The sequence below is a fragment of the Parasaccharibacter apium genome (genome assembly GCF_002917995.1).
Lineage (GTDB): Bacteria > Pseudomonadota > Alphaproteobacteria > Acetobacterales > Acetobacteraceae > Bombella > Bombella apis.
In genome coordinates this window covers 38976-61677 of sequence record NZ_LMYH01000005.1, presented here as the reverse complement: position 1 = coordinate 61677, position 22702 = coordinate 38976, and the positions used below count along the sequence as shown (strand labels likewise).

At 60.7% G+C, this 22702-nt stretch carries 16 protein-coding genes; 11 read left to right on the top strand and 5 right to left on the bottom strand.

Annotated elements, in window-relative coordinates; all coding sequences use genetic code 11:
- Positions 1-19: 19 nt before the first annotated feature.
- Entirely contained in the window at positions 20-1504 is a 1485-nt protein-coding gene (locus ASO19_RS02615; RefSeq protein WP_103765332.1) for a protein adenylyltransferase SelO, read from the bottom strand.
- 393 nt (positions 1505-1897) lie between these two features.
- On the opposite strand from ASO19_RS02615, the gene ASO19_RS02610 reads away from it, so the two are divergent.
- The 7 genes from ASO19_RS02610 (at position 1898) to ASO19_RS02580 (ending at position 13235) form a co-directional block, all read left to right on the top strand.
- A complete protein-coding gene (locus ASO19_RS02610; protein WP_043559742.1) occupies positions 1898-4048 on the top strand; it encodes a peptidase domain-containing ABC transporter in 2151 nt (716 codons plus the stop codon).
- Positions 4045-5535, top strand: a complete 1491-nt coding sequence (locus ASO19_RS02605; protein WP_086431839.1) for an HlyD family type I secretion periplasmic adaptor subunit — start codon at positions 4045-4047, stop codon at positions 5533-5535. The genes ASO19_RS02610 and ASO19_RS02605 overlap by 4 nt, the downstream gene beginning before the upstream one ends.
- Positions 5536-5557: 22 nt before the next feature.
- Complete coding sequence (locus tag ASO19_RS02600) at positions 5558-7387, top strand: tetratricopeptide repeat protein (protein ID WP_227656526.1); 1830 nt, start codon at positions 5558-5560, stop codon at positions 7385-7387.
- Between the two features lie 2 nt (positions 7388-7389).
- Positions 7390-10371, top strand: a complete 2982-nt coding sequence (locus ASO19_RS02595; RefSeq protein ID WP_103765331.1) for a glycosyltransferase — start codon at positions 7390-7392, stop codon at positions 10369-10371.
- 134 nt (positions 10372-10505) lie between these two features.
- Positions 10506-11396, top strand: a complete 891-nt coding sequence (locus ASO19_RS02590) for a hypothetical protein (protein WP_103765337.1) — start codon at positions 10506-10508, stop codon at positions 11394-11396.
- Positions 11397-11445: 49 nt separating this feature from the next.
- Positions 11446-12699, top strand: a complete 1254-nt coding sequence (locus ASO19_RS02585) for a glycosyltransferase (RefSeq protein ID WP_197981651.1) — start codon at positions 11446-11448, stop codon at positions 12697-12699.
- Positions 12696-13235 (top strand): hypothetical protein, encoded by a 540-nt coding sequence (locus tag ASO19_RS02580; protein WP_086431843.1) that lies wholly within the window; start codon positions 12696-12698, stop codon positions 13233-13235. Before ASO19_RS02585 ends, ASO19_RS02580 begins: the two co-directional genes overlap by 4 nt.
- Positions 13236-13398: 163 nt before the next feature.
- Here ASO19_RS02580 and dps read toward each other — a convergent pair whose 3' ends face one another.
- Both dps and ASO19_RS02570 read right to left on the bottom strand, forming a co-directional pair.
- The gene (gene dps / locus ASO19_RS02575; protein ID WP_043559660.1) at positions 13399-13905 is read right to left on the bottom strand and encodes a DNA starvation/stationary phase protection protein Dps; all 507 of its coding nucleotides are present in this window, start codon (positions 13903-13905) and stop codon (positions 13399-13401) included.
- Between the two features lie 90 nt (positions 13906-13995).
- Positions 13996-16500: a glycosyltransferase family 2 protein gene (locus ASO19_RS02570; RefSeq protein ID WP_103765330.1), complete on the bottom strand. Its 2505-nt coding sequence runs from the start codon at positions 16498-16500 to the stop codon at positions 13996-13998.
- Between the two features lie 255 nt (positions 16501-16755).
- Here ASO19_RS02570 and pstC point away from each other — a divergent pair, with 255 nt between their 5' ends.
- The 4 genes from pstC to phoU are packed head-to-tail and all read left to right on the top strand — an operon-like array spanning position 16756 to position 20178.
- The gene (pstC, locus tag ASO19_RS02565; RefSeq protein ID WP_081562574.1) at positions 16756-17700 is read left to right on the top strand and encodes a phosphate ABC transporter permease subunit PstC; all 945 of its coding nucleotides are present in this window, start codon (positions 16756-16758) and stop codon (positions 17698-17700) included.
- Positions 17697-18605, top strand: a complete 909-nt coding sequence (pstA, locus tag ASO19_RS02560) for a phosphate ABC transporter permease PstA (RefSeq protein ID WP_103765329.1) — start codon at positions 17697-17699, stop codon at positions 18603-18605. Before pstC ends, pstA begins: the two co-directional genes overlap by 4 nt.
- Positions 18606-18625: 20 nt before the next feature.
- A complete protein-coding gene (gene pstB, locus ASO19_RS02555) occupies positions 18626-19432 on the top strand; it encodes a phosphate ABC transporter ATP-binding protein PstB (RefSeq protein ID WP_198027217.1) in 807 nt (268 codons plus the stop codon).
- 20 nt (positions 19433-19452) lie between these two features.
- Positions 19453-20178: a phosphate signaling complex protein PhoU gene (gene phoU, locus ASO19_RS02550; protein WP_103765328.1), complete on the top strand. Its 726-nt coding sequence runs from the start codon at positions 19453-19455 to the stop codon at positions 20176-20178.
- 108 nt (positions 20179-20286) lie between these two features.
- Here phoU and ASO19_RS02545 read toward each other — a convergent pair whose 3' ends face one another.
- Together ASO19_RS02545 and ASO19_RS02540 are read right to left on the bottom strand one after the other, a co-directional pair.
- On the bottom strand, positions 20287-21705 hold the full coding sequence (locus ASO19_RS02545; protein WP_103765327.1) for an amino acid permease: 1419 nt from the start codon (positions 21703-21705) through the stop codon (positions 20287-20289).
- 172 nt (positions 21706-21877) lie between these two features.
- The gene (locus tag ASO19_RS02540) at positions 21878-22507 is read right to left on the bottom strand and encodes a TetR/AcrR family transcriptional regulator (protein ID WP_103765326.1); all 630 of its coding nucleotides are present in this window, start codon (positions 22505-22507) and stop codon (positions 21878-21880) included.
- Between the last annotated feature and the right edge of the window lie 195 nt (positions 22508-22702).

The following is a 22702-nucleotide window of genomic DNA, read 5'->3' as shown; positions in this document are numbered from 1 at the left end:
CTGACAGTGGCGGGGAGTGTCATGTCCCGCAGAATGTGTGGTGGACTTCCTCCTCTGGCCGGGGGGCAGCATCCAGCCCGTCATCGGCCTCGGCAAAAGGGGTCTTCAGGGCTTCATGAAGTTTGTGGAACAGCCGGTAATCGCCCGTCATGGCCTGTGACAGGGCCGCTTCAACCTGATGGTTGCGGGGGATGATGCGGGGGTTCGTGCCCTGCATGGTTTTCTGGCGGAGTTCTGGCGGGCGCGTTTCCAGCGTCAGGCGATGAAGGATTTCTGTCCGGCACAGGTCGAAATGGCCCCTGTTGCCGGGGAACAGGTCCCGCAGGGCTGAATAATCCCCGTCGATGGCGACTTCCGGGGAGCCCATCATGCGGAAGGTGTTCGTAAAATCGGCCTGCCCGGTATGCATGGTTTCCAGAACATGCTCCAGCAGGCGGATGTCATGGTCATCCCGTGTTTCCAGTCCCAGCTTGCGCCGGAAACCTGCCAGCCAGTGATGGTGGAACAGCCCGTCATAATCATGCAGGGCTTCCTGCGCCTGGTCGATGGCCCTGTCCTCATCGTCATCAAAGAGTGGAAACAGACATTCTGCCAGACGGCTGAGATTCCACAGGGCCAGGGCGGGCTGCCGGCCATAGGCATAGCGGCCATCCCTGTCGATGAAGCTGAAGCGTTTCATGGGGTCGAACCGGTCCATGAAGGCGCAGGGGCCATAATCCAGCGTTTCCCCGGAGAGGGCGCAGTTGTCAGTGTTCATGACACCGTGGATGAAGCCGACCTCCATCCATCGTGCCACAAGCTGGGCCTGCTGTTTTATGGTGGTTTTCAGCAGCGCCAGATAACGGCCCGGCCCTTCCGCAGCGAGGTCGGGGAACAGGCGCTGGATGGTGAAATCCGCCAGCTGGCGGACATGCTCCAGCCCGCCATGCGCCGCAGCATATTGAAAACTGCCGACCCGGACATGGCTGCGGGCCACCCGTACGATCTGGGCACCGGGTACGGGGCCTTCGCTCCGGTCTACCATGTCACCGGTCGTCAATACGGCCAGTGCTCTTGTGGTAGGAATCCCGAGAGCATGCATGGCTTCACTCACCAGATATTCCCGCAAGGCGGGCCCCAGCGTGTTCTGGCCATCACCGCTGCGGGAGAAGGGCGTCGGGCCTGTTCCTTTTATCTGGAGCTCCACCAGACAGCCATCTTCCATCTGGCAGTCGGCAATGAGGGCGGCCCGGCCATCACCCAGAGAGGGAACGAACTGGCCGAACTGGTGTCCGGCATAGGCCATCGCCACAGGCCCTGGTGACGTGTCATCCCGGCCTGGCAGCAGCCCGCGGGAGAGAAAGGCCAGCCCTTCGGCAGAGTGCAGCCAGTCCACATCAAGGCCGAGCTGTTGTGCCAGGTCCGTATTCAGGGCAACGAGGCGGGGGGCTGTGGCAACAGGCAGGGTGAGGGGGCGGTAAAAGAAATCCGGCAGGGATGCCGCCTGGTGCGGAGGTGTCAGCATGGAGGGGCCTTCTGCTGTTGGGCAAGAGGGAGGCCATGGTGGCCCCGTTCAGTGCCTTCCAGATGGGGAGTTGGCTGGGAGAATGGAAGGGGAGAGAGGGAGGCACCACAAGATGAGCAAAAAGTAACAGCAAATCATATTGTGCCCTTGCTTGTGGCCTGTAACTGCCTATAGATTTCCGTCTGGCATGATGTGAGTGGGGTATCAGGCAGCAGAACGCCTGATGCGGGTGAAGAGACAAGGTAAGGATATTCTGTGGAGAACCAGCCTCCAACTGGCGAACAGTCTTCCGGGCAGGAAGCTGGAGGCCACAAGTCCAATACCCATGGGCCAGACCATGGCAATGCCAGGCCACAGCGTGTGAGCCCGGTCTATATTCGTCTGCGGGCCGTCATGGCAGCGGCGCGGTATCATGGTATCGAGCTGGATATACACGACTTTGCCGCAGAGCCTGGGGAGTCGTCTCCGTCGCCTGCAACCCTTGTCCGTTGGCTCAGGGATTTTGGGGCCGTGGCCAAGGGGATGCGCCTGCGGTGGCGGTATCTCGTAAAGCTGGGCTTCACGCCGCCTGTCGTGCTTCTGTTCAGGGATGGGTCTGCTGGCCTGCTGGTCCGTACGGACCCTGAGAAGGGTATTGTCTGGCTGCGGGACCCCCTCAAGGGCGAGGGAGAGCCACCTGTTCCGATTGATGAGCTGAGGCTGATGCAGCTCTGGACGGGTGATGTCGTCCTCATCAAGAAACGCAGCGATGAATCCGAGGCGGACGCCAATTTCGACTTCTACTGGTTCGCCAAAATGGTCATGCGGGAGAAGAAGGGCCTGCGGGACATCGTCTTCTCCTCCATGGTGCTGAGCGTTCTGGGACTGTTCCCGGCCATGATCGTCATGCAGGTGGTGGACCGGGTCATCAACTATCACTCCATGGCGACTCTGGTCTCCCTGACGGGTTTTGTCGTCATTCTAAGCCTGTACGAAGTGCTGCTGACTTACGCCCGGCAGGAATTGACACTGGTGGTCAGTACCCGGCTGGATGCCCGTATCTCCCTCCATGCCTTCAACCGCCTTCTTGCCCTGCCGCTGGAGTTCTATGAGCGCCAGCAGGCTGGTGAGGTGCTGGGGCGCTTCAACTCCATCTTCAAGGTACGTGACTTCATGACCGGGCAGGTGCTGAACACCATGCTCGACATGTTCATGCTGATGGTTGTCATGCCGGTGCTGTTCTACATGAGCTCCACCCTGGCCTGGCTGACACTCGTTGCCGCCGGGGCCATCGGTCTGATCGTGGTCATCATGCTGCCTGTGGTCAGCCGCGTGGCGGGCAAGATGGTCCGGGCAGAGATGCAGCGGGGAGCCACACTGTATGAGACCGTGGCCGGTATCCGTACCGTCAAGACCCTGGCGCTGGAAAATACCCGGCGGGCAGCGTGGGACAATCGCACGGCCGTTGTCATCCACTGGCGTCTGGCGTCCCAGCGTCTGGCCAACTGGGTCAGCACGATGGTGCAGCCGCTCAACATGTTCATCAACCGGGGGATCATCCTGGTTGGTGCCTATCTGGTGCTGACGGACGCCAACACCATGCAGGGCGGTGCGCTCATGGCCTTCATGATGCTGGGTGGCCGTGTGGCTTCGCCGCTGGTCGGTCTGGCCAAGATCATGGAGTCCCTCAATGAAGTGACCGTGTCTCTGGGGGAAGCTGGCGAGGTGCTCAATCAGCCAACGGAAACCTACGCCCTGACCCACGGCATGCGTCCGCCCATCAAGGGAGCGCTGAGCTTCAGCAACATCAATTTCACCTATCCCGGAGCTTCGACCAGGGCCTTGTCGAACGTGACGTTCGAGGTTCCTGCCGGGACCATGCTCGGCCTTGTCGGGCGTTCCGGGTCCGGTAAATCAACCATCACCCGTCTTCTTCAGGGGGTCAGCCGGGAATATCAGGGTTACCTGCGTCTTGATGGTGTCGACCTGCGTGAGATCAACCTCCATTACCTGCGGCGGTCTTTTGGTGTGGTCCTTCAGGACAACTTCCTCTTCCGGGGCACCATTCATGACAACATCACCGCCGGGCGCCCGGGTCTGACACTGGATGATGTGATCCGGGCGGCCCGTCTGGCTGGTGCGGAGGAATTCATCGAGCGTATGCCCGCTGGGTATGAGACGTGGATCGAGGAAGGATCGACCAACATTTCCGGTGGCCAGCGGCAGCGTCTGGCCATTGCCCGTGCCGTGATCTCTGACCCCAAACTCATGATTCTTGATGAGGCAACATCTGCGCTGGACCCGGAATCCGAGGCCCTCGTCAATGCCAACCTGAAGAATCTGGCCAAGGGGCGGACCATGGTGATCGTGTCGCACCGTCTGTCCTCGCTGGTGGATTGTGACCAGATTGCCGTGATGGATCAGGGGCGGGCCATTGATATTGCTCCGCATGAGGTCCTGCTGGAACGCTGCGACGTGTACCGTACCTTGTGGCTCCAGCAGAACCGGCATCTTTCGCAGGGTGCACAGGCAGGTGATGGTCCGTCTTCAGGAGGGCAGGAATGATGAGCGAGAGCAGGCATACCGGGTCTGGCCCCGCACAGGAGACAGAGCAGCAGGCTGCCCCCAACATGGATGAGGACAACCACAAGGGGCCACGCAAGGCGGATGATCCGTTTGCCCCGGAGGACATGCCCATAGCCCTGCTGGAGTTCCATTCTCCTACACTGGGGATGGTCAATCTGCCCATGACGGCCTCGGCACGCTACATCACGTGGCTTGTGGGGTCGCTGGTGCTGGCCAGCGTGGCGGCCATGGCGCTGTTCCCGCTCAACAAGGTCGTGACTGTCACGGGGCGGATCATCTCGACCGCTCCCATCGTGGTGGTACAGCCTGTGGCCCAGGGGCGTGTCAGATCGATCAATGCCCGGGTTGGCGAATATGTCCATAAAGGGCAGGTTCTGGCCCGTCTGGATCCGACACTGAGCAATGTGGACATGGAGAATCTCTCCGCCCAGATGCAGTCCCTTCAGGCGGAAGTGTCCCGGCTCAAGGCGCAGGCCTCCGATGGGGACTATCAGGCAGACATGAACGTGCCAGCCTCCATCCAGCAGGCGCAGGTCTTCATGCAGATGAAGGTGGATTATCAGTCCCACGTTGCGGATTTTGACCGTCGCATCGCCGGAATGCAGAACGACCTTCAGGCGGCCAGGGCCAGTGCGGCCATGTATGCCAGCAAGCTGAAGGTCACGCAGGCCGTGCTGGACATGCGGGAACGGGAGCAGAAAGAAGCCGTGGGGTCCCGTCTTTCCACCCTCGGGGCACAGGATGCCGTGATGGATACGGAGCGGGCGCTGATCTCTGCCCAGCAGACGGCTGGTGCTACGGAAAACCGTCTGAGCGCCCTCAGGGCCTTGCGGGAAAGCTATATCCAGTCATGGAAGACGAAGATCTATGAAATGCTTGTGGTTGGCGAGCGGCGGCTGGATCAGCTGAGGAGTGACTACCGCAAAGGGCGTGTCCAGCAGAAGGAAATCGATCTGCGGGCCCCACAGGATGGTGTCGTGCTGACCATAGCCCCCATTTCTGTCGGAGCGACGGTGGAACCCACCCTGCGGGTGATGACGCTGGAGCCGACCGACAGCGGGCTGGAGGTGGAGGCTCTCATGAGCCCGCAGGACAGCGCCTACGTACGGCAGGGCCATCATGCCATCATCAAGTTTGCCAGCTTCCCTTATGTCCAGTATGGCGGGGCGAAGGGTACGGTCAGCATCATCAGTGCCGATACGTTCCTGCCACCTGAAATGGTCGAGGGGAACATCAGGGCCGGGATTGATCCTTCTGCCATGATGAAACAGGGTGATTCTGTCATTTTCTACCGTGTCCGGCTAAGAATTGACAAATATACCCTTCATGGTCAGCCTTCTTTCTTCCATCCCAGTGCGGGTATGCCAGTGACGGCCGATATTGATGTCGGCAAGCGGACGATCCTGAAATATCTGTTCAGTCGCGTTGTACCCGCAGCAACAGAGGGTATGAGAGAGCCCTCTTAAAGGCGGAGGTTGGCTCATGGCCATGGCACGCAGGCTTGCCATTTTTGACACCAAAGCTCGCAGGCTTGCCCGGGCAACCCGGTTGCTGGAAGAGGGGAAAACGCCACAGGCTTTTTCCCTCTTCGCAAAACTTGCAAATGCGGGCGTTCCAGAGGCGGCATACAGGGTTGGGCAGTGTTATCTGTCCGGTCAGGGGACGCCTTCTTCGTTGGAGGAAGGTGCCCGCTGGACGTTTGTTGCGGCGGAGGCTGGTCTTGGCGAGGCCAGTTTTACGCTGGCCACGCTGTTCGCCATGGGTGTGCCGGACGGATTTGACCCGGCCAGGACCGTTCCCGCAGGCAGTGGCCTCTATGAGCGTTTTGATACGGATGCCATGGATGCCCACAAGCCGGATTTTGCCCGGGCCCGCATATGGGCGGAAAAAAGTGCCGCCGCCGGGCATGTCGAGGCCCAGGCCCTTTTGGGGCATATTTTCAATCATGGTCCTGATGACCTGCAGGACAGGCAGGCTGCACGTCACTGGTATGGCGAAGCTGTGCGGGGCGGGTCATTGCAGGGGGCGCTCGGGTTGGGACTCATCCTGTTGGATGAGGCCGAGGATGACAGTCAGCGGGCGCAGGCTGTGGAGCTTCTCCAGCGGGCCGCAGAGGGTGGCATCGGTCTGGCCAATGCTGCCATGGGGTGGATTTACGAGCATGGTGCCAGTGGTCAGGCCCGTGATGCCGGGAAGTCTGCCAGTCATTATCTGAAAGCCGCCGAGCAGAACATTCCGTCTGCCCAGGCCCGGTACGGGCTGATGCTCCTGAAAGGCGTTGGGGTAGAGGTCAATGTCATCCAGGGGGAAAGCTGGCTGCGCCGGGCAGCCTATGGCGGGGATGCCGAGGCAGCGGCCCTGCTGGGAGACCTGTACATCCGGGGGGAAGAACTGCTCCGGCGCCCGATGGAGGCCGCCCGCTGGTATCAGCTTGCTGCTGAACAGCATCATACCCCTGCGGCCCGTGTGCTGGCCGTGCTGTATCTGACAGGAACCGGCGTCCCACGGGATGAGAGAAAAGCGGCCCAGTGGTTCAACCATGCTGCCATGCTGGGGGACCATATGGCCGATGCAGACCTTGGCAATCTGGTGTTGGCCGGTGTGACCCGCCCGGAAGATGAACAGCGCAGCCTCCAGCAGCGTCTCAGGCAGCAGGCGGAAGGTGGAAATCTGCTTGGTGCCTTCAATCTGGGCGTCTGTCTTGCGCAGGGTGTAGGGGGCACGGCAGATGAGACGGAGGCCTTCTACTGGCTGGGTCTGGCACGGGAAGGTGTCGTCAACGCACAGTACTGGTATGGCCGTATGCTGTTTGAAGGGCGTGGCGTGGCACAGAACAGGGAAGATGGTTTTCTCTGGATGGACAAGGCCGCCCGCCAGGGTATGCCGGAAGCCTGTGTCAGTGTGGCGCAGCTGCTCGTGACAGGGCAGGTGGGCGGAAGCCGGGACCATGCAAGGGCGCTGGAGCTGTACCAGAAAGCCGCCGAGGCCGGGTTGCCAGAGGCCTATTTCTCCCTTGGTGCCATGCATGGGGGTGGTCACGATGTGCCGGTCGATCTGGAGCGGGCCCGTGAATGTTTCGAGGAGGCCGCACAACGGGGGCATGGTCTGGCCCAGATGATGCTGGGGCGTTACCTGCTCCGGGGGCTGGGTGGGCCTGAGAATGGCGAGCAGGCCCGGTATTGGCTGGGGCAGGCTGCACGGCAGGGAATTGAACAGGCACAGACCCTGCTGGACAGTCTGGCAGACCCTTCTGCTGAGGCCTCGCAGGACCCCGCCTTGATGGACATGGCGGCAGTGGAGACCGGGATCAGCCGGTGAAGATGCAGGCCAGCTTCATCCCGGGTTATGGTCGTCTTCTCCGGGTACAGGATGAGGCCCGTTGGACAGCCCGGCATATGCAGGCCATCCAGACTGCGTTTGATGAAGGCCGGGCCTGCCTGACCCAGGGCAGGCGGGAGGATGGTCTCTTCTGGCTGAAGCGGGCCGAAGCGCTGTCCGGGCGGGATGACAATATCAGCTTTACCTGTGCCATGGCTCTGCTGGAGAGTGGTGCCATTCCGCAGGCACTGCCGCGGCTGGAACGTCTGTGGGCCCGGTATGGGCTGCGGGAAGCCGGGCTGGCTCTGGCAGGAGGGTATCTGCGATGCGGGGCCACCGGGCCAGCGGCCCGCATCATGGGGCAGGTCCTGTCCCGGAACAGTCTGACGGTGGAGCATCATGCCCTGGCGGACAGCCTGTCTTTTCCTCTCGGGGTGCCGGGCTGGGCCGTGCTGTCCAATGCGGGGGCTCTGCGGCTGCGTGCAGTTGGCCCGGTGGACCTTGTGCTGGATGGCCGACGTTTGGGAACAGTGACAGCCGGTGTGCATGATCTGGCCCGGCTGGTGCCGGAGGAGGCCGGACCATGGTGGCGGGGTCAGCAGCTTGTCGTGTTGTGTCATGACCGGCCGGTATTGGGGAGCCCGATCGACATACAGGCCCTGATACGTTGCCAGTCGCTGGTCATGGCGGAGGCGGAGGGTGTCCGGGGCTGGTTGTGGTATCCTGGTGAGCCGGACTTTCTGCCATGGTTGTGGGTGGAGGGGCATGAGGATCCGCTACGGGTGGACCGTCCTGCGGAAGCCTTCAGCAGTACGGCCCTGCTGCAACGGCCCCGGGGTTTTTACCTGCCTTATGCGGACTGGCCCCGCCTGCTGCACCGCCCGACCGGTTTTCAGGATCAGTATGACCGCCTGCTGAAGGGCGCTCCGCTTGATCCCGCTCTGGTACAGCTGATGCGTACGCCAGAAGAGGGGGGAAACAGGAGGAAGGGCTGGACGAAATCGGGGTGCCGCATGGTCCGGAAGCGCAGCGGGGCCGACAGGCGGAAAGACGCTGTGGGGACAGGCTGTGCCATCATTGTGCCGGTCTATCGGGGGGAGGCCGAGGTGCGGGCCTGTCTGGCCTCCGTTCTGGCCACCATGCCGGACTCCTGTCGCCTCATCATCGTGGATGATGCGTCCCCGGATGCCGGGATTCGGGATCATCTGGACAGGCTGGCGGTGGCGGGCCGTATCACCCTGCACCGGCAGATGACGAACCAGGGGTTTGTCAGCAGCATCAATGCTGGAATGGCCCTTGTGCCAGCCGGGTGGGATGTCATCCTGCTCAATAGTGATACGCTCGTTTCTGGCAATTGGGTGGAGCGCCTGTGCCACTGGTTGCGTCTTGAGCGGGCAGGGACGGTCACGCCTTTCTCCAATGCGGGGGGGCTGACATCCTATCCGTCGCATGAGCGTGACAACCCGGCGCCTGATCCCGCAGCCTTGGCCGCCATGGACAGGCTTTTGCAGGAACAGGCGGAAAGTGTCCGGCCGGTGGTGGAGCTGCCGACGGCCAACGGGTTCTGCATGGGGATTGCAGCAGCCTGTCTGGCCGAGGTGGGGCAACTGAGAGGGGCTTATTTTGCCCAGGGTTATGCTGAGGAGAATGATTTCTGCCTCCGGGCTAGCGAGGCTGGCTTCCGCCATCTGGCCGCTGTGGATGTCTATGTCCTGCACCATGGGCATGGGTCTTTCGGGCAGGAGGCAGTGCCTCTCCTGCGTCGCAATCTGGACATACTGAATCGCCTGTATCCCGGCTATGATGCGGCCATACAGCGGTGGAAGAAGGTGAATCCGTTGCGGGATTACCGCCGGCTGCTGGACGGGCGGCGGCTGCGCCAGCATAGGGAGCGTTTTGTCGGAGCGGTGGCCCTGTTCCAGCATCGTGGGGGCGGAGGGGTGGCCCGTGCTGTGAGAGAGCAGGCGGCCCTGCTGGGGCAGGCGGGGCTTCTGCCCATCATTCTGGAGCCCACGGAAACAGGCTGCCGGGTGGTCAGCCCCGTGGAAGGGCTGGAGGCCCCCAATCTGGTGTTCACCCTGCCAGCAGAACAGCCCGTGCTGCTGGCTTTTCTGCGCCAGCTCGGCGTCCGTCTTGTTGTGTGGCACCATATGCTGGGCCATGAGCCGGGCCTGCGTGACCTGCCGCAGCAGTTGGGCGTGCCGTATGATGTCCATGTGCATGACCATGTCTGGTTCTGTCCCCGCATCGCACTGCTGAACAGGCACGGCCGCTATTGCGGGGAACCCTCCATGGCGGGCTGCATGGAATGTCTGGGGCGGGGCAGCGTGCTGGCGGATGATGGGCTGACACTGCCTGCTTTTCTGGCCCGCTCGGACAGGGAGCTGCGTCAGGCCCGCAGGATCGTGGCCCCGTCCATGGATGCGGCCTCTCGGTTGAGGCGGCACATGCCCGGCCTTGGGGATATCAGCATCGAGCCGCTGGAAGATGACTGGCAGATCAGGGCATCAGGCCCCCTGTTGCGCAGTGAGCGCCTCCCAACGCCGGAGCGGCCTCTGAAAATACTGGTTCTGGGGGGAATCAGCCGCTGGAAAGGTCATGATGTGCTTCTGGCGCTGGGGCAGCACATCCAGAGGGAAGGGCTTCCCCTGCAACTCATAGTTGTTGGAAGTACACATGATGACACGGCCAGCCTTGCGGCGGGCATCAGGGTGACTGGCTCTTATGAGGACAGGGATGTTCTGCCCCTGATAGAGGATGTGAAGGCGGATGTCGGTTTCGTGACATCCATTGCCCCCGAGACATGGTGCTATGCGCTGGGCTGGTTGTGGAAGGCCCGGCTGCCGGTCGTGGGCTTTGATATCGGTGCTTCTGCGGAACGTCTCAGGCAGGCGGGGCCAGCCTGGGGACAGGTTCTGCCGCTGGGGCTTCCGGTGGAACGGCTGGCTGGTGTTTTCCTGCGGGAAAAATGTCGCCAGGAGTGAACCGTGCCCATATATGACGATGACATTTTGCAGAATATTATCAAATCAGTTATGATTACAGGGACATTTTAAGATGTTCTGTGCAGTGTGGGCGCCTTGCGCTTGACGCATGGAAGATGATCATCGGAGATAGCATGCCAGAGATGGACACAGAACAGCCTCGTCATCGTGTTGTGGACCTGAAGGCGGGAGCCCACGTGATGACGCTGGACGCCGGCGTTTTTTGTGTGTTTCACGCCCCGGGCCAGGTGGAAGCTGGGCCGAGCGGACTGCCGGGTGTGCGGATATCCCGGGCACCGGGTGTGCCGGAGGATGCTGTCGAGGTTGTCACGTTTGCTGCCGATGGCTGGATGGGAGCTGCCAACAGCGCTGCGCTGGTAAGGGTGAGGCGTGGTCCTGCCGGTGTGATGGTGACGACCTATCAGGATGGTCAGGCAGGAAGTGAAACGCCCCGTCTTCAGGTGATCAGCCTTATCAGTGGGGTACCGGCGGACCCGGCTGCGGGCGCCATGGCGGAAGGGAACCGGGTTGGTGGCAGCAAGGCTTCCGTCTCTGGTGCTGTTGGTGGGGCAACTCGGGATGTTGTGGCCCATATCCAGCGTCGTGGTGATGTGGGCGGTGCTCTTGGTGAATGGATCGGACAGGTCGACAGCAAACGCTGGATCGAGGGTTTCGCCGTTCGTCCCGAGGGGCCTGTCCGGGCCAAGGATATTGAATATCAGGCCGTTCTGGGGCGTGGTTGGCTGTCTCCCTGGTCCGAGGGAGGGCAGTTCTGTGGTTCACGGGGGATGTCCCTGCCGATTCTGGGGCTGCGGGTCCGCCTGAAGGGTGAGGCTGCCCATAAATGGACGGTCAGGCTGGCGGCCAGCTTTACGGATGGTACGAAGGTGGGACCCATCGAGGGGGGAGAGGAGGCTCTTCAGGCTGAGAGTCTGGCCCCGCTGGAAGGGTTCCAGCTTGAGTTTGTCCCGGTGAAGGGGCAGGGGAAAAACCAGGCTGCGGCGGCTTCTGGCAAGCGCAAATAAGGCCGTAGAAGGGGGTTGCAGGCAACGGCCCTGACAGGGCGTCAGGGGCATGATCAGGCCGGGGGAAGTGGTGCGTTTTCTTTTTGTTCATCAGAGCTTCCCAGCGCAATATGCCCATATGGTGGCTCATCTGGCCCGCAGGCCGGAGCATGACGTTGTGTTCATCACGGCGGGCAAGGGGCCGGATATTCCCGGTGTCCGCCGGGTGCTCTATCGTCCGCCGGAGGTGAGGCAGGATGGGGCGCATCCGTTCGTCCGGGAGATGGACCACGCCATCCATCGGTCTGAGGCCATTGCGACAGTGGCCCGGTCGTTGCGGGATCTTGGGTTCCGGCCAGATATTATCATTGGGCATCATGGCTGGGGGGAGCTGCTGAATATCGATTCAGTCTTTCCCGGTGTGCCCGTGCTGGGTTATTTCGAGTTCTATTATGGGCTGGAAGACCGGGACATAGGGTTTGACCCGGAGTTCCCCATGCCGCAGGAAGCGGGCCTTCTGATCCGCTGCAAGAATGCCATCAATCTTCAGGCACTGGCCGGGCCGGGGGAGGGGCAGACACCGACCCGTTTCCAGCTGGGAACGTATCCGGCCTGGGCGCAGGAGAAGATCACCCTGCTGGATGAGGGGGTTGACCTCACCCAGTATCGGCCTGACCCTTCGTTGCGGCAGAAGCCATTCCGGCTGGGAAGCATCAGCGTTGCCCCTTATGAGACGCTGGTGACCTATGCTGCCAGGAATCTGGAACCATACCGGGGGTTCCACAGCTTCATGCGCTCTCTTCCCGCCCTGATGAAGGCCCGGCCGGACTGCCGGGTCATTCTGATGGGGCAGGAGGATGTCAGCTATGGTCTTCCCCCGGCGGGTGGCGGCACCTGGCGGCAGACCATGCTGAGGGAGCTTGAGGGCAAACTTGATCTTTCCCGCATCCATTTTGTCGGCTGGCTGGAGAGGGAGCAGATGGTCCGGGTTCTGCAGCGTTCGGATGCCCACATCTATCTGACCTACCCTTTTGTCCTGTCATGGTCGCTCAGGGAGGCCATGGCCGTGGGCTGTCCGCTTGTGGCCAGTGATACGGCCCCGGTGCGGGAATATCTGACGCACGGGGAGACGGCTCTTCTGGTTCCCTTCCTGCAACCGGATGCCATCGGTGATGCTGTCCTGCACCTTCTGGAAAACAGGACACTTGCCGAGACGCTGGCTCATAATGTACGGCGCCATGCAGAAAATGTGCTGGATGTAAGGCAGTACCTTGCCCAGTATGAGGCCTTGATAGGCAGAATGACAGGTCGTGAGGGAATATGAACATGCCGGAGATGGACAGGGCTGCCTTTCAGGCATTGGTGGCTGGCTGGATTGTCAAGAAATCCCCGTCTTCTGCGCCGCAGCGGCTGACGGAAGAGGACTTTGCCCAGCTGGAAGATGCTGCCTGGCGGAGCTGGTGGGCCGGGCAGGCTGGGGCTGAGGAGAATCCGGCAGAGAAAGCCATGCTGAAGAGCGTGACCGAGGGCTGGATCGTGCAGCGGGAACGGGGGGGCATACCGGGGCCTCTGGGGGAAGAGGATTTCAGGGCGATCATGAATAGCCTGAAGCCTGAGAGAGTTCCGCCTGCCGTGCCTGAACCTGTTGTGGAGGCCGAGCCGGAGGCCGTGTCCGAACCGGACCAGCCTGTCCTGCAGCCCTTGCCTGCAGATGCCAACATCAAGGACTGGCGTGCCGATTACATGCCGGATGATCTGGGGGCCGGAAACGACGTCCTGCCGGATGGTCGTGCTGTCAGGGATGTCCTGAAGGAAGATCCTTTCTATTTCGCACGGCTTCATCTGGCTCTGTCCCTCTGAGGGCAGATATGGTGCGGAGATCGGGAAAGGGTGGCTGTGGCCACCCTTTTTTCATGCCTGAAAGGGATGCGGGTGTCGGGCAAAGAAAAAGGCATGCCCCTGTGGGAGACATGCCTTTTCCCGGTCAGCACGAAGCCCGAAGGCCCCGGTGTGGCCCAAACCCTTAGCGGGGGCCTGCTTCAGCCTGGAGGTGAGCCTCGAGGAACCAGAGGTTCTTGTCCAGCCCGCGGGAGATCTCGGTGAAGATGTCGGATGTATCTTCATCGCCAGCTTCGGCCGTCACTTTGATGGCTTCACGGACCTTGTTGGCCACGACGCCATAACGCTCTGCCAGAGCCTTTACGTGGTCATGCACGGTGTAGATGTCCGTGGGGTACGGAGCGCAGTTGGTGTTCTTCTGCACTGTCTGCACGGTACCGAGAGCCACGCCACCCAGTTGGACGGCACGCTCTGCGGCGGTATCGACAAAGCCATCCAGCCCGCTGCGGAAGCCGTCCAGCATCTCGTGTACGCCGATGAAGTTGACACCCTTGAGGTTCCAGTGGGCCTGCTTGGTCACCAGTGCCAGGTCGATCAGGTCAGCCAGACGAGCATTCAGTGTCTCGATGGAAACAGCCTTCGTGTTGTCCGGTGTGTTGTTGCTGGTGTGATAATGATTGATCTTGCTCATCATAGTGCTCCTTCGTGTTCTCCCGTCCTTCACTGGAGGGGAGAAAACTTTTTCAGAAACCGGGAGGGACTCCTCCGGGCCTCGTCACCCTCAGGACCATAAATCCTCTGGGTTGCGGAGGTCAAAGAAGGTCCTCAGGTCCTGCCGGAAATAATGTGGGTATGCCGGATCATTTTTAAAGAGCGGATTGTCTTTCCATCGTTCCAGCATGATCTGTTTTTCGTTGAAAAAACGGGCCTCATGTTCCGGGCGGTCGTCACTCCCCCGGGAGAAGCTCTCATGATGGACGGCTTCCGCCTCGGCGCAGAAGAGGATGCGGTACCCGTTGTCGCGGATTTTCAGGCAGAGATCGACATCATTGTAGGCAACGGTCAGGCCGACTTCATCAAATCCCCCCATGGCATCAAAGAGCGGGTGGGAGACCAGCATGGCAGCCCCGGTGATGGCCGTCACCTCGTGGCTGATACACAGGCGCCCGATGTAGCCGAAAGCTTTCGCCGGCTGGAGACGATGGACATGGACCCCGATGATGTCTGGCCCGACAGCCACACCAGCATGCTGGATGGTGCCATTGGGGTAGAGGAGCCGGGCCCCGACGGCGCCAACATCCGGTGCGGCCTGTGTTTCCTGCACCATCCGTTTGAGGAAATCCGGCTGGGTGACGATGACGTCATTATTGAGGAAAAGCAGCAGGTCGCTGTTGCTGTGTCTGGCTGCCAGATTGTTGAGCCGGGCGTAGTTGAACGCTTCTTCTACATGCAGGATGCTGATCCGGTCATGGTTCCGTATTCCGTCCAGCCATGCCAGCGTTTCCCTGTTTGTAGAGAAATTGTTCACAAGGATGATGTCGAAGGCACTGTAGGTCTGGGTGTCCAGGAGGGATTCAACACAGCGCCGTGTCATGTCCAGCTGGTCCCGGAAGGGGATGATGATGCTGACGGCAGGCTGCTTCTGGAACGGCCAGCGAATGGAATAGAGGCTGAGATGCTCCACGGAAGAAACGGTCGCCTTGATGCCACGGCGTTTCAGATGCTCGGTGATACAGGCTTCACCGGCCCGGATGGCATTGCCCTTGTTGCTGACACTGCTGGACGTGGAGTTGGGGCTCTTGCGCCAGTGGTACAGAATTTCCGGTACGTGGTGGATGGCCTCGCGCGGGATGATCTCCACGGCACGGAGGAGGAAATCATGGTCCTGTGCCCCGTCATGGCGGCTGTCCAGTGGGCCGGTCTGGCGGACAGTGTCTGCCTCCATGAAGGTGAGATGGCAGATATAGTTGCAACCCAGAAGGTAGCGGTAGTCATAGTCGGGTTTCAGGTTTGGTTCGAGGAAGTGCCCTCCAGCATCCACCTTGTCCTCGTCGCAGTAGAGCAGCCTGGCGCCGGTCTCCAGCGCAGCCCGGACCATGTTCTCCAGGGCGACATCCACCAGCAGGTCATCATGGTCGAAGAAGGCAATGTAGGCGCCCTTTGCGTGGCTGATGGCCTTGTTGGTTGCCCCGGCAATGCCCCGGTTCACTTTCAGTGAGAATGTGCGGATTCTTCTGTCTTTCCGGGCATATTCCCTGAGGAGCGCTCTGGTCCGTTCACACTGGCTACCATCATCGACAAGGATGAGCTCCCAGTTTTCATAGGTCTGGTCCAGGACGGATTCGACAGCAGCGCGGAACTCCGCCTCATCTGGCCGCCATGTCGGGCAGAGGACGGAGACGAGAGGTGTTTCCTTCAGCGGACGGGCCTTGCGCAGCAGGGCTGTCTGTTCCCGCAGGAGGGGGTAATAGCTTTTTGCCCAGCGGTCATAATGCTGGAGGCTGAGCGGCTTGCGGGGAATCAGCGAGCGTGTGGTGTTGCGCAGGGCTGTCAGCTGCTGGTGCAGGGCGGCGATGCTGTTTTCAATCTGTACGAGTTTTGCCGTCAGCTGGTCATCGGCCAGGGCCGTGACCAGCGGGCTGCCGACAAGCGGGATTTCGTCAGGCAGGCTGGTAATGGTGATCTCGTGGGGAAGGCCATCATGATAGCGCTGGGGGATGGGCAGCTCGAATCCGCAGTTGGGGGCGCTTTTCAGGAACTCGACAACATCGCCCCGGTAGCAGTCGGCCCGGACAGTCCCGACCGGCACACCATCCACCCTGACAGACACGACAACATGGCCGGACCAGTCAGCCCCCGGATGATTGCGGGAAACGACCCAGCCCCGCAGCAGCCCTTCGAACATGCCATCAACGCAGCTCTGATATTCGGTCTGGGGCGGGCGTGAGAAGGTGAGGGTCTCATGCGCCCTGTCGGGCTGGTCCTCATCGGGGAAGAGAAGGGCGGTGCGGTCATCAAAGCGGATGGAGATGCCGTGCTGTGCGCCATCACAGGCTTCCGGGGGGAGCCTGAAGCGGAAGCCCAGCTTGTTGCTGGGAATACGCAGGATCTGGCGGACATCCTCCCGTTTGAGGTCGCAGAGAACCTGCATGACTTCCTGGCCATCCACCAGGACATGCAGCAGGACAACACGGGACGGCTCGTGCAGGTTGACAGCCCAGCCTGCAATGATGCCGTTCTGGCTGTCCACCGTATCAACAAAACCCTGGAACTGATGTGCAGGCATTGTCCTCTCCTGAAATCAAGGTCTGGTGAAAGAGGTCTGTTTCATAATTGTGAAATATTTCCGTGCCAGACACATGGCATTTTTCATTCCGAAATGAGGAATACAGAAAAAAGCGGGTTCTTCCACCATCAAAGTGGGACAATCGCTTTTTCTGACGGTTGTTCTTTGCGGGCAGGGACGGTAATGCACGAAGGCGAGGCATCCTTCATCATGAGGGCAGGCCTCTGAAGGTGAAACGGTCAAGGCTTCGGATACATGCGCATGACGCCCGTATTGCGTTCATCACACCGTAGAGCGGGGTTCGACGCCGTTTTCCATGGGTTGCTCCTGCTCTGCTCACTGCTGGTGCTGGCCATGCTTGGCGGGCTGATCCTGCTGATGGCCACAGGCGGCTGGCAGGCTTTCACAAGGTTTGGCCTTTCCTTTTTCACGACAGTCTCGTGGAATCCCGTCAAGGATACATACGGGGTTCTGGCCCCTCTACTGGGGACACTCGTCAGCACGCTCATTGCCATGCTGATTGCCGTCCCCATGGCGTTTGGTACGGCCTTCTGGCTGACCTACATCGCCTCGGGGCGGTTTGCCTCCATCGTCGGGACGACCATCCAGCTTCTGGCGGCCGTGCCCTCCATCATTTTCGGCATGTGGGGGTTCCAGACCATCGTCCCGTTCATTGCCCGTGATGTACAGCCTTTCCTGAACCATCATTTCCGGCATGTGCCTGTTCTGGGGTCCGTGCTCTCCGGTCCTCCGGTTGGTACGGGGCTTGTGACGGCCGGTATCATATTGGCGGTGATGATCGCTCCATTCATCACGGCGGTGATGGTGGATGTGTTCGGGGCGGTTCCCCCCATGCTGCGGGAAAGTGCCTACGGGCTGGGGGCAACACGCTGGGAGATGATGCGCAAGATTGTCGTGCCCTGGTCCCGCAATGGCATGATCGGGGCGATTGTGCTGGGCATGGGGCGTGCACTGGGTGAGACCATGGCCGTGACTTTCATCATCGGTAACGTGACGACCGTGGGCTGGTCCCTGTTTGCGCCACGCAGCACCGTGGCCTCGCTGATTGCCCTCCAGTTCCCGGAAAGCCCGGAAGGCTCCCTGCGTCTCTCGTCTCTCATGGCGCTGGGCTTCATCCTCATGCTCCTTTCCTGTGTCAGCTTGGCGCTGGCACGTTGTCTCAGAGGGAAACGTCAATGACGGAACCTGTGATCTCTCCGGCATCTTCCAGCGAGGCCGACAGGGCCGGTTCTGAGTCGGGGCGATGGCGTCCGGGGCGCAAGGCCCTGCGGCGGCAGATGCTGGATTATGTGGCGACAGGCGTCAGTATTGTGGCGGGGAGTGTCCTGCTTCTGGTTCTGGTCTCCATCCTCTGGACGCTGTTGAGCCGTGGGCTGGTAGGTCTCTCATGGGCAACACTGGCGCACAGGATGGGGCCTCCCGGTTCTGGTGGCGGGTTGGCCAATGCCATCGTGGGCAGCCTTTTGCAGACGGGTCTTGCCCTGTTGATGGCGGCCCCGGTCGGGCTGATGTGCGGCATCTATCTCTCCGAATATGGGCGCAAGGGCAATCATTTCGCCAGTGCCGTGCGGTTTGTGGCGGACATGCTGATGTCGGCCCCGTCCATTCTGATCGGCCTGTTCATCTATCAGCTGCTTGTCGTGCCATTCGGTCACTTTTCCGGGTTCTCAGGTGCTGTGGCGCTGGCCGTGCTGGCCCTGCCCCTCATCGTGCGGACAACGGAGGACATGCTCCGCCTGGTACCAACGGCCATGCGGGAGGCGGGAGCGGCCCTGGGAGCGGCCCGCTGGCGGGTCATCCTGTCCCTTTGCCTGCGTTCGGCCCGCAAGGGCGTGACGACCGGCATTCTGCTGGCCCTGGCCCGCATGGGGGGAGAGACGGCTCCGCTGCTGTTCACATCGCTGGGCAATCAGACCATGTCCACCGACATGACCCGGCCCATGGCCAGCCTGCCCATCGCCATCTACCAGTATGCCGGTGCCTCTTATGAGGACTGGGTGCAGCTGGCCTGGACGGGTGCCCTGCTGGTGACGTTCGGCGTACTGCTCATCAACATCACCGTGCGGCTTTCATCCCGTCACTGAAATCAAGGGAAGAGAATTTCATGCCTTCTGCCTCGATGTCATCTGCCAGCCTGTCGGGCAGGGAACCTGTACAGGATGTCGCCCTTTCAGTACGGGACCTGAACTTCCATTACGGGACGCACCATGCCCTGCATGGCATTTCGCTGGATTTCCCGGCCCGCTGCGTGACGGCCATGATCGGTCCCAGCGGGTGCGGCAAGTCCACCCTGCTGCGTGTCTTCAACAAGATTTACGCCCTTTACCCCGGCCAGCGGGCCACGGGTGAGGTGATGTTCGATGGACGCAACATCCTTGATGATTCCATCAATCTGGACATGCTGCGCTCCCGCATCGGGATGGTGTTCCAGAAGCCGACGCCGTTTCCCATGTCCATTTATGACAACATCGCTTTTGGCGTGCGCCTGCATGAGAAGCTGAACCGTACGGAGATGGACGAGCGGGTGCAGGACGTGCTGACCCGTGTCGCCCTCTGGAACGAGGTGCGGGACCGGCTGAATGCCCCGGCGACCGGGCTTTCCGGCGGACAGCAGCAGCGTCTCTGCATTGCCCGCAGTATTGCGACCAGGCCGGAGGTTCTTCTGCTGGATGAGCCGACCTCCGCTCTGGACCCGATCTCCACCGCCCGGATTGAAGAGTTGCTGGATGAGCTGAAAGAAGAGTTCACCATTGCGATCGTGACGCATAACATGCAGCAGGCTGCACGTTGTGCCGACCGTGTCGCTTTCTTCTATCTCGGCAGGCTGGTGGAGGTGGATACGGCAGACCGTATCTTCACCAACCCTCGTGAGAAGCAGACACAGGACTACATTACCGGCCGGTTCGGATAAGCGGGAAGGGGAGAGAGATCATGCCACACGAGCGTTCTCATATCGTCTCGAGTTTTGAGCAGGAGCTGGAACAGCTCCGGGCCATGATGGTGAAGATTGGCCGTATCGTGGAGGAGCAGGTGGGGCTTGCCCTTCGTGCCATTTCCGACCATGACGAGTCCGCCGCTGAAGAGGCCACGAGGCTGGACCCGGAGGTGGACGAGCTGGAGCGGGAGGTCGAGAGTCTGGTCATCCGTCTGCTGGCCCTGCGCAGCCCGATGGGGGCGGACCTGCGGGAGATCGTTGCGGCCTTGAAGATTACGGGGGACCTGGAGCGTATCGGCGATTATGCTGCCTCCATTGCCCGCAAGGCCATCAAGGCGGCGTCCGGTGACGGGCAGATTTCCCTGTCCGGCCTGCGGAGTATGGGGCGGCTGGTGAAAGAGAATCTGGGCCGGACGGTGGATGCCGTCATTGCGCACGATGCCAACCAGGCGATGGAGGTCTGGCACGCCGACCGGGGCGTGGACGAACATTACGTGACCGTGTTTCGTGAGCTGGTCACTTACATGATCGAGGATGCCCGGAACATCCGTGCCTGTACGGAGCTTCTCTTCATTGCCAAGAATCTGGAGCGTATTGGCGATCATGCCACCAATGTGGCCGAGCGGGTCTACTACGCCGTGACGGGTGAGAACCTGCCCACAACCCGCCCTCGCGGAGGAAGCCCAACCCGCTCACTCGGGCAGGGTGAAGACACGGACTGATCTGCTCCTCCTACCGGCTCCCGGGAGGGCCAGCCAGCAGACATGAAAAACCCCCGGCAGGCTCAGGCTCTGCCGGGGGTTTTGTGTGATGGCGGGATGCCGGGTCCCTCAGGACTCGGCCTCGTCATCATTGCGTTTCAGGAGCAGCCAGCCGCCATAGAAGATCAGGGCCAGAACAGGGATGGAACCAACCGTGATGGTGCCGGATGGATAATCAAAAGCCATCATGATCAGGACCATCACCAGGAAGGCCAGTGTCAGCCAGCCTGTATAGGGGGCTCCCGGCATGGCGAAGCCTGTCCTGGCAATGCGCCCCTGTTTTATGGCTCTGTGCAGGCGCAGCTGGCAGAGCAGGATGGTGGCCCATGTCCCCAGAATCCCCAGAGAGGAGATGCTCAGCACGATCTCGAAAATCTGCGTGGGGTACAGATAATTCATCAGTACGCCAATGAGATAGATGAAGAGTGTTGCCCCGATCCCCACATAAGGGACGGCATTGCGGTTCAGCTTGCTCATGGCCTGTGGGGCAGAGCCACCAAGGGCCAGGGCACGCAGGATACGCCCTGTGGAATACAGGCCGGAGTTGAGGCTGGAGAGGGCGGCCGTCAGCACCACGAAATTCATGATGCTGTCAGCAGCAGGCAGGCCCAGCTTGTGGAAGAAGGTGACGAACGGGCTTTCTCCGGCATGGTAGGCCGACCATGGCATGAGGCAGACCAGCAGGGCGACAGACCCGACATAGAAAACCACAATGCGCCAGATCACGCTGTTGACGGCATTGGGGACGACCTTGCGGGGGTTTTCACACTCACCGGCGGCAATGCCGATCAGCTCTGTTGCAGCATAGGCAAAGACGACACCCTGGATCAGCATCAGCGAGGCAACGACTCCGTGCGGGAAGATGCCGCCGGACTCGGTAATGAGATGGAGACCCGGCGTGTATGAGCCGACGTGCGTGCCGCTCAGCAGGACATAACCGCCCACGCTCAGAAAGATGACCAGCGTGAGGACCTTTACCAGTGAGAACCAGAATTCAATCTCACCAAAGTACCGCACGCCTGTGAGGTTCACCGCTCCGACCACAACCAGAGCTCCCAAGGCAATCAGCCACTGGGGAATATGGCCGAATATCGGCCAGTAATGGATGTAAAGCGCAATGGCCGTGATGTCGACGATGCCGGTCATGGCCCAGTTGAGGAAGAAAAACCAGCCAGCCGCATAGGCGGCGCCTTCTCCAAGAAACTCACGGGCATAGGTGACGAAGCTGCCGCTGCTGGGCCGGTACATTACCAGTTCCCCCATGGCCCGCAGGATCATGAAGGCACAGATACCGCAGATGGCATAGGTGATGGCCAGCGACGGCCCAGCAATCTGGAGGCGGGACCCCGCCCCCAGGAACAGACCGGTGCCGATGGCTCCACCGATGGCGATCATCTGCACATGCCGCCGGCTCAGATCTTTCTGGTAACCTTCATCCGTGGCGCTGGCCTGTCTGGGTCTGGTCTGGTCGGAGGGAGATGTAGTCATGCGATGATCCTGCAATGGTCGGTCTAGGAGGCCCATGGCCCGGCAGGGTGATACCTTTTCGCTTCCGTCTGGTCTGCCATGTGTTTTACGAATAGATTCTATAACTAACACTAAAGGCTTTGCCAATGCGCAGCGGAAGGAAAGAAACTTTTAACAACCTATTATTTTGCGGTTACTGGTCTGCCATGCCTGTCATGCTGGCTCTGATGCTGCATCCATGCAGGAATATGCGGAGTCCTTCTTCCAGATAATGGTGCAGGTTTTCCCTGTCACGTGCCGGCCCGCAATGGGCAAGCCGGGACAGGATGGGGCCGCCGATGGTCAGGCCGAAAAGGTGGTCTGCGGCATCGGCAGCATTGCCAAAATGCAGCAGTCCGGCCTTTTTCTGTACCTCAAGCCAGTTCTGGATGTTTGTCTTGCTGCCGGCGTTATGGAAGAGCTCTGTCATGAGCTGCTGGATGGAGGGGGAACGGTTTGTTTCACCGATGATGGTGCGCATCAGGCCGAGGCGTTTTTCGCAGAGGAGAATTTCCGCCATCTGGAACACCATGGCACGGAGCTGGTCTTCCATCCCGGTTTCCGGGATGGGGGAGGGGGTAAGCGGGACAAAAAGCTCGGAGAGCAGGAGCTGTTCCAGCAGGTTCCGTTTGGAGGGGAAAAAGAGGTAGAGCGTCTTTTTCGACATTCCTGCATGGTGGGCGATATGGTCCATCGTGGTGTGATGGTAGCCCTGCTGTTGCAGCAGCGTGCAGGCGACCCGGAGAATGGTGCTGCGGCGGTCCGTGTCATCATGAGGCTGCATGGCACCACGCTCCTTGCGAGATGGAAGAAGAAGTTTTGTCTTGTGCCCGATTCCGGCATGGGTCTGTCAAGCCCTGCATGAAAAGAGACCGTTTTCATGATCTTTTTGTGAGAAGAGAGCAGGGATGGGATTGACCGGCGGGGAGGAAACTGGATAGTTTCCTCTTCCACTACGTTTTTTTCATGGCGTGATATG